Below are 11,658 nucleotides of genomic sequence, written 5' to 3'. Positions count from 1 at the left end.
CCCAGCTCTCGCCCGGCGGCATCGCGGTAGCGTGTCCCCATGGACGACGCGGCACTGGACCTGGACGGCCATCCGGCCGGGCTGAGCACCAGCGAGTACCAGCTCGCCGGCGTATACACCCAGGCTATGAGCATCATCAGCCGCTGCGTACTGGCCCTGGAGAGCGGCGATTTGCGGAATCTGTCCGAGAAGGCCGCCGATCTGGCACTGGCTGCACGGGAACTGGGTGAGGCCGCCGAACGCGCCGCCGCCAACGGTGCTCGGCCGTCTTCGGTGCTCGCCGCCGTGACCGCTCGCGGCTGGCAGAACCGTGCAGTGCAGCAGCTTCATCCGGGACCGTACGGCCCCGGCGTCGAGAACCGATAAGGAAGACGGTCAGGCGCCGGTCGAGCGCTCGCCATACGACCTGTGTCCAGCCAGCCTGAACCGGGGAACATCGACGGCGTTCCTACGCCGCCGCAGGGCGTGGCAACGATGCGAGTCAGGGTGGCCGACGTCGAGCCCGGCGGGTGTAGCCATGACGGCAGCCGACGCCCCGGGGAGGGCGCCGACGGGGGTGTGCGGCGTCGGCGTGTCAGGAGCGGGAGTCGGGTGGGTTGCCGGCATGGACGCCGAGCCTCAGGCAGGGACGGGCCCGGCAGCGGACACCCATACAGCGGCCGGTGCACCAGGCCGGCGCCCGGCAGGGACAACGGCGAGCCGGCGCCACCGGGGGCGCAGGGCCGGCTTTGTTCGACGAGTGCGGCACGGTCGAGCGACGGGCTCGTGGTCCGGGTGTATGGCGACCGGACGGGCCGGCGCGGGCCCGGCCCGGGGGCAAGGGGCGGCTACGCCTCGCGCGCCGCCTCCCATCCGCAGGGGCTGCAGAACCACACCCGCGGCCCCTCCTCGCCCAGCGCAGCGCTGGTGGGGTGGGTGTCATACGCATACGCCCCGCCCTCGCAGTTCGCCGACATCAGCTCGCACTCCGGAACGATCGCCGCCATCGCCTCCAGCACCTGCTCCGAGATCACGTGAACTCCTTCCCTCACACACCAACGTTTTGACACTTAAGACTATACACACAGCGAGCTTTCTGCGCAAGTCTTAAGTGTCGAATTCGGGTCGTCGCGAAGGATGCCTTCGGCAACCACGGCCACGCGCTGCGGAGGCAGCAGCGCGGGTGGCAGGCTTACGCGATCACCCGGCCCGTGGAAGTCGTCCTGACCCAAGGGCTCGCGGCGGCGTCACGATGAAGGAAGGCCAGGACCCCAAGGGTGCGGGCAGCAAGGCTGTCGCGGATACCCTCCTCGGCGGCGTAGATCACGCGCACCCCGGAGCGGGTCCGCACGAGGAGGCCCCAGAGGCAGTCCCCCTTGGCGGGACGAGCACCGGGGAAGCCGTAAGCCTCAAGACCGTAGGTGGCCGGGCCCAGGTGACTGAAGGTGACGGTCATCGCGATTCGATCTCCTCATACAAGTAGCCGGGCAGTTCAGGCGGCAGTCCGGGGCGGTTCACAGCGCCGTCCGCGCCGGGCGCCCCAGTGGCAGCCCAGGGTAGAGAGCGAGAAGCCAGTCGGGGGCGCGCCCACAGGGGCTTCGCCCCTACGCCCGCAGGCGGCGCGCCGACCCGCACGGAGCACGACCCCCGCAGGCCGCGGCCGGTCTCGCCCGGCGGGCCGCCCCGCAGCGTCCGCCGCAGTCTCGCGGCACCGCCGCAGCGCCCCCCGGCCCTGGATCGCGGGTACACGCCGGGAGGACCCAAGGGCCGCCCGGGTCACGCGGTTTCAGAGCTCTTCGGCGATGCCCAGCAGAGCCAGGAGCTTGTCCTCGCTCAGCGGCAGGGCGTCACCTTCGGCGTCGGCGCCGCCGGTCAGCAGTACCGGTCCGTGGTAGTCCTGGTGAACGAAGCCGAAGCGGGCGGCGAGAGCCGTCGCGATCCGGTTGACCGGGTGGCTGTAGAACCCCTCATCATCCAGCCACATATTCAGGGCACTGGTGAGCGCCACGACGTCCACGGCGTCACACCGAAGCACGGACCGCAGGGCGGTCAGCCTGGCGTCACTGCCTCCGGGCAGCCCGATCGGCACAATGTCCGCCTGGGGCGTGATCAGCAGAGCGTCGGGCGTGCGGGTCATGAACGAGGCCTCCCCAAAAACATTCTATTGACTCTTAAGACTCTACGTTACGGGGTCGGCACAACGCAAGTCTTAAGAGTCCCGCGGGGAGGGTGGGCCCGCCACCGCAGCACACAGAGCAAACAGACCGACGGCCACCCGCCGGCGAAACCCCTCACCGAGGGCGGCGCGCACGGAGCGCCGGGACGCGACCGTCCGGGCACGTCCCGGCGCTCCCCTCCGTACACCCTGGCCGGCACGGAGCCCTCGTGCGCAATCGCGCACGAGGGCGCGTCCACACAGAGCAACCGGGCCGCCTCGACGTCATCACACCGCGACCAGCCCCCGGCATCCGCATCGCCCGCGCGCCTCGCCGGCCCACACCCACGGCCGTTGGCGGTGAACCGGAGCGGGGCGGCCGCGCGGCCGGCCGGGCGGACACGGGCCGGCGGCCCCAGCGGCGGCGCCGCCGTGCGGCACTCCTGACCGCCGCCGCGCCACGGCCGAACCGCACCAAGGCCGCAGGCTTCCCGGCCGCAGCCAAAACCGGGCCGGTGGGGCAGGGCGGCCCGGCTCCGGTCCGGCCGGGGCCCCTGCGTCACGGCACAGCCCCGACAGGGCGCTCGCTCACCGGGCCTGCAGGTCACGCCACTCACGCGGCCATCCCCTCCCGGCCGCCCAGGCGGTGAAGACCCCGGCCCGCCCGAGTTCCACCCGCGCCGCGCCGCCCGGCGACACGAAAACGCGGGCCAACGGACGCAGCGGCTGCGGCCGGTTCCCCGGCGGCGCCCCCGCCGGGGCCGGGCGGCGTGGGCGTCACGACGACGGAAGGGTGCAGGCGGCGCCCCGCGCGGGTCCAGCCGGCAACGGGGCGCCGAGGGGCGCCCGGAGCCGCACACACGACAACACTGTGACCCTTAAGGCTTGCGTTCACCACCCCGTAACTGTATAGTCTTAAGCGTCAACATGGATGGTCGAAAGAACCAAGGAGGCGACTATGACGCAGGTCTGGATTCTGATGCAGGGCGAGGACTTCGAAGGCGGGCACATCACGGGTGTCTACGCGACGCCGGAGGACGCCCGCGAGGACTTCATGGAGGCGGCGGCACGCATCGACGCGACCTTCACGATCGACGGCGCACTCCTCAAGGGCGGGGCGCTCACCGTGCATGGGGGCTGCGACTGGCTCCGCCTGGCCCCCTACGACGTCCTGAGCAAGCCGCCCCTCCCCCACTGACAGCCCACCCCGCCCACGGCCACCCCGCCAGCGCCCGTCTTCACGGAGGAGTACCGATGTCCCGCACTTGGCACCACCGCCGCCACCTCCACACCACCGAGGGAAACCCCGCCCGCGCGCTGGGCGTCGACACCAACGCCGCCGTCCGCAAGGGCATCCTGGTCACCGGCGCACGCGAGGACGGGTGGCCCGAATACACCCGCGGCGCCCATCCGTGGGGCGGCCCCGGAGCGCGCAAGGCGTTTCAGAAGGCCTCCCACCGGCGCGAGCGCGCCGGTGCCCGCCAGGCCCTGCGCATCGGCGCCAAGGACCTGCGCCGCACCGGCACCAAGCCGCTCACCGTCCGCGCCGAGGCCCTGCCCCCCTGCGCCGAGCCGCCCCGCGCCGAACCCCGCCGCGTCGACTGGGACATGAGCTGAACAGGCGGCACCCCCACCCGTTTCTGCCCCTTAAGACTTGCATCAATCCGGCAGGGCGTGTACAGTCTTAAGAGTCAACCGGGGGGTGTCTCCCGGTCCCCGCCACGGAGAGGGCCACTCATGAGCATCGCCACCGCCTCGCACTCCACCCGCCGCCCGGCCACCTACCGCGCCCTGCCGGTCCTGCGCATCGCGGCCCTGCTCCTCACCCTCCCCGCCCTCTCCAGCGGCGCCCCGGCGCTCCTGACCCTGGCGCTGGCCTCCCTCACCGCCCTGGGCGCCTGGATGGTCGCGCTGGCCTTCGGCATGGGCGGCGCCCGCCCCGGCCCCCTCCCCCGGCGCATCACCCTCGTGCTGATCGCCGACGGCTTCGTCATGAGCACGGTGGCGGGCTTCCTCCTCGGCATGCTCACCCTCGGCGGCACCGCCACCGCCCTCTCCGGACTCCTCGTCATCGCCGCCTTCGGCGCCATGAGCCACCTTCACCGCAAGGCCCGCCGCGCCACCCGCCGCAACCGCCGCCGCTGACCACCCGGGCCGCGCCCGCCGGGCGCGGCCCCGCCACCGCGTCACTCCGTTACCCCACAGCTTCAGGAGCCCTCCATGGACCTCACCGCAGCCTTCGCCCCCCGCCGCACCCCCGAGCAGGTCACCGCCCACCGCCTGACCGTGATCGGCCAGGCCGTGGAGCACCTGGAGCACACCGACCGCCAGACCCTGCTTCACCAGCTCGCGAAGACCACCATCCGCAACCGCTTCAAGACCGACCCGGAAGCCCTGGCCGACATGCTCCGCTCGATCACCCCCGACTCCCCGCCCGGCCTGCGCTACAGCGCCTTCTCCGGCGCCGTCCACCTCCTGCTCGCCGCAGGCAAGACCGTGTCCCTGTAGCAACAGCCCCCACCGCGCCCGCCATCCGGCGGGCGCCCCTCCCCTCCGGCCCCCTGCCCCACGCCCCCGCCCTGAACAGCCCGCCACCAACCGCCTGTACCGGCCGGCGCGGCGGCTGCGGGGCGGCCCATGAAAGCAAGGAGTCCGATCCCCATGAGCATCCCCGTGCCGAGGACCGGCAAGAAGAAGCGCCGCAAGTCCAAGAACGCCCGCACCGGCACCGTCGGAAGCAAGATCCTGCCCGGCCGCTACAGCGACGAGGGCGACAAGGGAGCGTGGTTCCGCCGCCTGGTCCGCCGCTGCGAGACCCGGCAGTGGCGCAGCGAGGCCAAGCAGGACCTGCCCGCCGGCCGGCCGCGATAACACCCGCTCCCTGCGTCCTGCTTCGCCGGCAGATACGCCAACCACACGGAGGCCCGTACCCCTTGCTCTCCACCGAGGCCCAGCACCTGTACCCCGGGGCGGTCGTGATGAACGACCCTCACCTGGACACCGTCGCCACCGTCACCCGCGAAAACCCCGGGAAGCCGGCCGTCCGCGTCACCTTCGAGCCGGCCGACCCCCACACCCTGGGCCGCACCTCCTGGCACGCCCCCGAGGAGGTGCTGCCGACCACCGCCGTGGCGAAGGTGGTGTGGGAGATCCGCTACCACCACCGGCCGGGCAAGCACCTGCGCGGCGCACCCGCGCGCTCCTCCTCCCGGCTGTCCGCCGTCTACACCGTCCGCGACTTCCACGCCCACCGCGCGCCCCACCTCATCGTGGACGAAATCGCCGAAGAGCACTCGGTGATGACCTACCGGCCGATCCGGCTCGAGGACCTGCCCGGCCCCGACGAGCCCACCCCCGCCCCGCCCGGCGAACACGGCGCCCGCTTCTCCGCCCTGCACCGGATCGGGCCCACGGTCCTGGCCACCGGCGACGCCGTCCGTGCCCGCCTCGCCCGCCTCCAGGAGATCCACGTCCGCGAGCACGGCCCCGTCCGCGAGGACCGCGGCATCTGCGTCCGCCGGCCCGCCGAAGACCACTTCACCGCCTGCGAACGCTGCGTCACCCCCGGCCCGTACGCCGGGACCGTCTTCGAGGTCACCATCGAACGCACCTACCACCGGGTGACCCTCGACGACCTCCCCACCGACTGGGACTTCGAACTCGGCCCCGCCATGGCCCACGTCCGCCATCAGGCGATGCGCACCGCCCGGCGGCTGCCGGCGCACCGCGCCGCCTGACCCGCCGCGGCGCCGCCCTGCCCGATGCGGGCGGCGCCGGTCCCGGCGCGCCAAGCCGCCATCAGCCGCGGCGGGACTCTGTCCACACGCCCCGCTCCCGACACTCCATCCACGAGGGGGCCCAGGAGTGCCCGCGTCCCCCGCGCCGGCCGCGCGCCCTTCCCCTCCTGCACCACATGCCACCGAGGAGATCCCCGTGCCCGTACGCACCCTGACCGCCCCGCAGGCCGGGCCCGTCCTGATCGACGCCCAGCTCCTGGGCGCGGGCGGCACCGTCACCGTCCGCACCGACCGGTACCGGCAGGCAGCCGAGATCACCATCCGCACGGCCGACGACACCGGCGACAGCGCGGACGCGGTCCGCACCGCCGCCCTTCGCTGGGACAGCCGCGGCGCGCTGGTCGCCCACGTCCACAGCACGGGCGGCACCAGCGGGGCCGGCACGGTCATCACCGGCAACAGCTCCGGCGCCGTGCAGACCATCCAGGCCAACGGCAGCTCCGTGATCGTCATGTCCGGCAGCGGCCTGCACCTCGGCGGCAGTGGCAGCCGGTTCCACTTCCACGGCGGCGCTGCCGTGGAAGTGATCGGGGGCGCCTCCCCCATAGAGATCACCGCCGTGGTGCCCGAGGGAAGCTCCGTCACCGCCCGCACCCACTCCGCCGACGTCACCGCCGACGGCCGCTTCGCCGCAATCTGCGCCTCCAGCAGGTCCGGCAGCATCCACGCCCTGGGCCAGGCCGAGCAGTTCACCGCGAACACCCGCTCCGGCGACATCGGCGTGGAGAACGTCCCCCACCTCAACGTCACGGCCCAGTCCGGCAGCATCCGGCTCGGCCGCACCGACCTCGTCGAGGCCAACGCCATGTCCGGCGACATCACCATCCGCGACTTCGGCGGCACCGCCCGGCTCCACACCATGTCCGGCGACATCCGCGTGCACGCCACCGCCGGAGGCGACCTCACCGCCGCGACGATGTCCGGCGACATCACCGTCACCGCCACCGAGCAGGCCGTCAACGACGACCTGGACGCGCGCGCCACGAGCACCTCCGGCGATGTACGCCTCCCCCAGCGCCGCCCGCACCGCACCGACGGCCCCCGCCGCCGCAGCAACTGACCGACCGCCCTCCCCCGGCCCCGGACGGCCCCGGCAAAGGGGACACACCGGGGCCGGCGGCAACCGACCCGCCCCCAACCCGCAGACGGAGAAACCCCGTGACCACACTGGACAACCCGCTCCCTCTGACCACCGACAACCCGCTCCCGCTCACCCACGGCACACTCGCCGTCCTGGTCGGCATCCCCGGCTGCGGCAAGTCGACCTTCGCCGCCCGCTACCCCGCCAGCTGGCGGGTGTGCCTGGACGAGTACCGCCTGGCGGCGACCGACGACATGACCGACCAGTCCGCCACCCCCGTCGCCGCCCAGATCCAGACCCTGCTCCTGGACGCCCGCCTCGCCCGCGGCCGCACCACCCTGGTCGACTCCACCAACGTCCTCCCCCACGTCCGATCCGGCCTGCTGGCCCACGCCCGCTACTGGAACCGCCCCGCCGTGGCGGTCCTGTTCGACGTACCGCTCGCCGTGGCGAAGACGCGCAACGCCGCGCGCGAACGCGTCGTGCCCAGCCACGTACTGCACGACCTGCACGCCCACATGCCCACCGCCGCCCAGCTCCGCGCCGAGGGCTTCACCGCCGTACACCTGGCCTCCACGCTCACCCAAGCCCCCAGGGACACCCCGTGACCGCCCCCGGCGCCGGCCCCTTTCGCACGGCCGCGCGCCGCCACCCACTGAGCCGCCCCGCTCCCGCCGCCCCGGGCAACCGCCCAGCGCCTACCTCCAGCCGGCCAAGGAGACTGAGATGACCCGCCAGACCCCCAGCCCGCTCGCACACCACACCCTGCGCACCTCGGACCGCTCGCCCCGCGAGATCGCCACCAGCTTCCACGAAACCTTCAGCCTCCACCTCGAACCGCAGCACCAGCACGGCGACATGTGGGACGAGGACCAGCGCATCGCGCTCATCCGGTCGTGGCTGACCACAACGCCGACCGACATCGTCATCTTCAACGACCGCACCACCCCCGACGCGAAGGCCGCCAACGGCTACGACCCGACCGACCGCGGCGAGCCCATGTACGCGTGCATCGACGGAAAGCAGCGCATCACCACCGCCTACCTCTGGTACGACGACCGCCCGGCCGTCCCCGCCGCCGACGTCACCGCCGCCGAGGAGACCGCCAACGACCCCTCCCTCCGCCACTCGCACCTGACCCGGGCCGCCCGGTTGACGTTCGCCAACCGGGCGCACCTGTCCGTCGCGATCGCCAACGCCTCCCGCCTCGCCGCCCGGGGCGCGCAGAGGGAGGCGCGGTGAGCGCCGCCGGCCGGCCGCAGCGCCGGCTCACCGACGCCGACTTGAAGGCCATCCGCGGCGTGCAGACGCTGTACCTGCACCGCATGCTGCACCTCGGCCTCCTCGACCCGGTGGCCAACGACTCCCCCATGAGCGAGGACGAGGGCGCCTGGGTCCGCGAACACGCCTGGCCGGCGTTCCTGCACCACATCGACGACAGCTACGCCTTCGGCTTCTGGCGGTGGGCGATGTGCGAGCGGGGCACCTGCTGGAACTGCCACGCCGGGCGCTGCGACCTGTGCCTGCACCGGCAGAAGGGCCGGCCCGACGCCTGCGACAACACCGACGCGGTCCACAACCACCAGGGCCGCCGCGTCGCCGACCTCATCCTGCGCCCCGGCGGCGAGAGGTGCGTGTGGTGGTGCCGCTGCCCCTGCCCCAAGACCGGCGAGGCACCCGCGCGCCGGCCCGCCCGGGCCAGGAAGCCGCGCACCGGCCGGCCCCAGCCCGAGCGGCCCCGCCCCACCGGCCCGCGGCGCAGCGACGAACCCGGACACCGCGGACAGCCGACCCTGCCCGGCCTGTAGACCCCGGGCCCGACGCCGGCTGCGGCCGATACGATGGCGGGGCACCAACGGGCAACCGCGCCGCGCCCGGGTCCGCCAACTCCGACGCCCACACCGCCGGAGGGACCTCAAGACGTCTGAGACTCGCGCGAGCAATCTCGGCATGGCCTCATCCACCTCTGGACCGGCCGGCGCGCGTGTGGGGCAGCAGGCCGACGAGGACGTGGAACGCCATGACCCACCGCAACAGCCGCCAGTTCGACCGCGCCGTGCGCGACTACCAGCGCGCCCACCCCGGAACCACCCTCCCCGAGGCTCGCGAGGCCGTCGCCGCCCGCGCCGGCCGGCAGCCCGGCCTCCCGGCCCGGATCCCCGCCGCCCCGCTGCCCCGCCCGGGCGAGACCCTGCCCGCCTACACCCAGCGCGTCGCCGCGGCCGCCGGCGTCCACCGGCACCGGGCCATGGAACTCCTCGGCCTCGAGCCCGGCGTCTCGGCCACCGAGCGCCTGGACGAAGTCGCCGCCGGCTTGCCCGACCGCACCGTCCGGGCCCTGGTCGCGGCCACCGGCATGACCCCCGGCCAGGCCCGTGCCCTGACCACCCCCGCCCCTACAGCCACTGCGGCCCCGGACCTGGAGACCCTGGCGCGGCGCGTGCTTGACGAGAAGCTGATCCAGCCCGGGGGCAAGGGCAAGACCCGTACGGACGCGCGCACGCTGGCCCGGCTCCTTGCCGAAGCGGACCGGCAGCTCCCCCTCCTGATCGACACCGACCGGCCCCGCGACCTCGGCTGGCCCGACCCCGCGCCCTACCGCCCGGTCATCATCGACACCTGGCCGGGAGGCGGGCCCGCACTGCCCACGGACCCCGAACTCTTCGACACGGTCACCAAGGACCTCGCCACCGGCCCCGACCCGGATGCCCGGCCGGCCGAGTAGCCCCGCCGTACGTGTCCTGTGCCAACGAACCTTGAGCGATTGGCATCCAAGACACTCAGTCGGAGGTGGCGGGGCGGAGCTTGGGGACCGTACCGGTCCGGACGCTGGCAAAGTCGGCGTGGGCCCGCTCAATGGCTTCGGGGAGCTCGCGGGTCGTGTTGTTCTTGGTCAGCGTCCGTGTTCGCCGTGGCCAGTGCCCAGTCCGGGGTCCTCGGCCATGGCACGCAGCATCGCGGCGGTCTGGGCATCGGTGAGCACGGTACCGGTGGCCCGGCGGCGCGCGTCATCGGCGAGGCCGAGCTGCGCTTCGAGCGCGACCATCGCCGCGGGTGAGTCAGTGGCGGGTGTGCCATCGGCTTTGTGGCCGAGGCAGATGAGAGGCTCCGGCAGGTCACCGCAGCGAGGGCAGCGCAGATCGTCGGGCGTGGGCTCGGACATCGCGTCTCCTTGGCCTGCGACGCTCAACCTTCGACACTAACTCGCGTTCGTCCAAGTTCGTTGGCAAACGGTCAAGATCCGGTGGCACGGTACAGCACGGGCGGCCGCCGGCCCTGAAGCCCGAGAACGGGCCTGACACTGCAACAACACCCGTCACGGGTCTGCGTGGCGGGTGTTTGCGCAGGTCAGGGGGTGCAACACGTGTGATGTTGCAGCCGGCGGGCCGAAGAGCCCCCGGCCTCCGGCGCCACAGACGAGATTTGCCACCGGGCACTCCGAAATCGGCAGAGGTCAGGCTCTCCGAACAGCGCACTCCGTCGCGCGGCGCGTCCGGCTGCAAAGGCTCGAAGTGACAGGCGGCATGGGTGGTCACGCCAGCACCAAACGCCCCTTGGAATCGTGCCTGAGGTATGGACGCATGCACTGCGGGATGGGCTCGGTGTCGGGCTCACCCCGCCACACGGAGCCCCAACCACCCGGCCGCTGAAACTCACGGCCGATGTAGCGCGTATATGCCGGCGGGATGGCTTCGGTCAACTCTTCGTGGACATCTGTCCAGTAAATGCCCATGGCAGCCTGCATCTCGGCGACCGTGCCTTTGCCACCGCCCTTGCCGTATGCGGCGACGTAAGGGCCGTCGCGCCAGACGCCGTGCCGCCAGCCGCGCACGGGGCCGCGGTGGGGACGGTGCGGCAGCTGCCGAGGCTCGCCACCCCACCAGTTGATCTCGAAGTACCGATGGCGAATGACCCCCAGTTCGAACATCTCGCCGCACAGGCTGAGATCCCGCCGGATGCCGGCCCCGGGAACATTCTCGATCACCCAAGGCACGCCGAACCACTCGCACAGCTCCCTCATCTGCGGTATGAGGTCGACGTACCGGCGGCCGTAGTTGGTGCCCTTGGTCAGCGAAGTGTGTGCCTGGCACGGCGGGGAGGCGTGGACCAGGTCGAAGTCCTGACACATCTCTCGCATGGCGTCCAGAGCGTCGCCCTGGATGAAACGGAACGGGTAGCGGGGGCGGGGGACGATGTCGACACCGACTACGTCGAACCCGGCCTGGTGGTATCCCGTCCCTGCCCCACCCGAACAGCAGAAGAGGTCGAGTACTCGCGGCCGGCGGGGGTAGCGGCCATGGGTACCACGGTGATCTTCAGCAACGTCTCCTTCGCGGGGTGACACAAATCCTCCAGTTCAAGGGGGCCGCGGCTGTCCGGGATGGCTGCAGCGGTACGGAAAACGACGGCCCGCCCGAAGCAGAGGGGAGCCCCAGGGCTGGGCCGGGCGAGTCTGGGCCTGAGCGCATTAGGCCGAGGCGGGCGGGCGCACATGGGCAGGTGACCGGGCGCGGCGAGCCGGAGAGTCGTCGGCCCGCATGCGGGCCGTAGGCGGCCCCCCAGGGTGGCCAGTTACATAGCCCGGTCCATCGGCGGACGCTGCCGCTGCCGACTCCGGCCCCGAGAAGGCCCTCCCCTTCCCCAAA

General features: G+C 72.8%; 17 protein-coding genes. 12 read left to right on the top strand and 5 right to left on the bottom strand.

Features of this window, described 5'->3' with window-relative positions; all coding sequences use genetic code 11:
* Positions 1-39: 39 nt before the first annotated feature.
* A complete protein-coding gene (locus ACH4PU_RS32755; RefSeq protein ID WP_398280451.1) occupies positions 40-366 on the top strand; it encodes a hypothetical protein in 327 nt (108 codons plus the stop codon).
* Between the two features lie 461 nt (positions 367-827).
* Here the strand turns inward: ACH4PU_RS32755 and ACH4PU_RS32750 are convergent, their stop codons facing one another.
* The 3 genes from ACH4PU_RS32750 to ACH4PU_RS32740 form a co-directional block, all read right to left on the bottom strand.
* Positions 828-1,013 (bottom strand): hypothetical protein, encoded by a 186-nt coding sequence (locus ACH4PU_RS32750; protein ID WP_398280448.1) that lies wholly within the window; start codon positions 1,011-1,013, stop codon positions 828-830.
* Positions 1,014-1,171: 158 nt separating this feature from the next.
* The gene (locus ACH4PU_RS32745; protein ID WP_398280445.1) at positions 1,172-1,435 is read right to left on the bottom strand and encodes a hypothetical protein; all 264 of its coding nucleotides are present in this window, start codon (positions 1,433-1,435) and stop codon (positions 1,172-1,174) included.
* Positions 1,436-1,765: 330 nt separating this feature from the next.
* Positions 1,766-2,116 carry a DUF3846 domain-containing protein gene (locus tag ACH4PU_RS32740; RefSeq protein WP_398280442.1) on the bottom strand — a complete coding sequence of 117 codons (351 nt, stop codon included), beginning with the start codon at positions 2,114-2,116 and terminating at the stop codon, positions 1,766-1,768.
* A 976-nt stretch (positions 2,117-3,092) separates the two neighbouring features.
* Between ACH4PU_RS32740 and ACH4PU_RS32735 the strand changes: the two genes are divergently transcribed.
* The 11 genes from ACH4PU_RS32735 (at position 3,093) to ACH4PU_RS32685 (ending at position 9,737) form a co-directional block, all read left to right on the top strand.
* Positions 3,093-3,332, top strand: a complete 240-nt coding sequence (locus ACH4PU_RS32735; protein WP_398280439.1) for a hypothetical protein — start codon at positions 3,093-3,095, stop codon at positions 3,330-3,332.
* A 56-nt stretch (positions 3,333-3,388) separates the two neighbouring features.
* Positions 3,389-3,751, top strand: coding sequence for a hypothetical protein (locus ACH4PU_RS32730; RefSeq protein ID WP_398280437.1), 363 nt, complete (start codon positions 3,389-3,391; stop codon positions 3,749-3,751).
* Positions 3,752-3,871: 120 nt separating this feature from the next.
* Positions 3,872-4,279 (top strand): hypothetical protein, encoded by a 408-nt coding sequence (locus ACH4PU_RS32725; protein WP_398280434.1) that lies wholly within the window; start codon positions 3,872-3,874, stop codon positions 4,277-4,279.
* A gap of 75 nt (positions 4,280-4,354) precedes the next feature.
* The gene (locus ACH4PU_RS32720; RefSeq protein WP_398280431.1) at positions 4,355-4,642 is read left to right on the top strand and encodes a hypothetical protein; all 288 of its coding nucleotides are present in this window, start codon (positions 4,355-4,357) and stop codon (positions 4,640-4,642) included.
* Positions 4,643-4,795: 153 nt separating this feature from the next.
* Positions 4,796-5,005 carry a hypothetical protein gene (locus ACH4PU_RS32715; RefSeq protein WP_398280428.1) on the top strand — a complete coding sequence of 70 codons (210 nt, stop codon included), beginning with the start codon at positions 4,796-4,798 and terminating at the stop codon, positions 5,003-5,005.
* Between the two features lie 62 nt (positions 5,006-5,067).
* Positions 5,068-5,871 carry a hypothetical protein gene (locus ACH4PU_RS32710; RefSeq protein ID WP_398280425.1) on the top strand — a complete coding sequence of 268 codons (804 nt, stop codon included), beginning with the start codon at positions 5,068-5,070 and terminating at the stop codon, positions 5,869-5,871.
* Positions 5,872-6,067: 196 nt separating this feature from the next.
* Positions 6,068-6,991 (top strand): DUF4097 family beta strand repeat-containing protein, encoded by a 924-nt coding sequence (locus ACH4PU_RS32705; RefSeq protein ID WP_398280422.1) that lies wholly within the window; start codon positions 6,068-6,070, stop codon positions 6,989-6,991.
* Positions 6,992-7,089: 98 nt separating this feature from the next.
* The gene (locus ACH4PU_RS32700; RefSeq protein ID WP_398280419.1) at positions 7,090-7,620 is read left to right on the top strand and encodes an AAA family ATPase; all 531 of its coding nucleotides are present in this window, start codon (positions 7,090-7,092) and stop codon (positions 7,618-7,620) included.
* A gap of 118 nt (positions 7,621-7,738) precedes the next feature.
* On the top strand, positions 7,739-8,254 hold the full coding sequence (locus ACH4PU_RS32695; RefSeq protein WP_398280416.1) for a hypothetical protein: 516 nt from the start codon (positions 7,739-7,741) through the stop codon (positions 8,252-8,254).
* The gene (locus ACH4PU_RS32690) at positions 8,251-8,820 is read left to right on the top strand and encodes a DUF6248 family natural product biosynthesis protein (protein ID WP_398280413.1); all 570 of its coding nucleotides are present in this window, start codon (positions 8,251-8,253) and stop codon (positions 8,818-8,820) included. The genes ACH4PU_RS32695 and ACH4PU_RS32690 overlap by 4 nt, the downstream gene beginning before the upstream one ends.
* Before the next feature lie 212 nt (positions 8,821-9,032).
* Complete coding sequence (locus ACH4PU_RS32685) at positions 9,033-9,737, top strand: hypothetical protein (RefSeq protein ID WP_398280410.1); 705 nt, start codon at positions 9,033-9,035, stop codon at positions 9,735-9,737.
* A gap of 168 nt (positions 9,738-9,905) precedes the next feature.
* Here the strand turns inward: ACH4PU_RS32685 and ACH4PU_RS32680 are convergent, their stop codons facing one another.
* Positions 9,906-10,175: a hypothetical protein gene (locus ACH4PU_RS32680; protein ID WP_398280407.1), complete on the bottom strand. Its 270-nt coding sequence runs from the start codon at positions 10,173-10,175 to the stop codon at positions 9,906-9,908.
* Positions 10,176-10,544: 369 nt separating this feature from the next.
* Positions 10,545-11,357, bottom strand: coding sequence for a DNA methylase (locus ACH4PU_RS32675; protein ID WP_398280404.1), 813 nt, complete (start codon positions 11,355-11,357; stop codon positions 10,545-10,547).
* Positions 11,358-11,658 lie beyond the last annotated feature (301 nt).

This window comes from Streptomyces sp. NPDC021100 (assembly GCF_044333095.1).
Lineage (GTDB): Bacteria > Actinomycetota > Actinomycetes > Streptomycetales > Streptomycetaceae > Streptomyces.
Note: the sequence above shows the minus strand (reverse complement) of the source record. Positions and strands in the feature narration are given on the sequence as shown.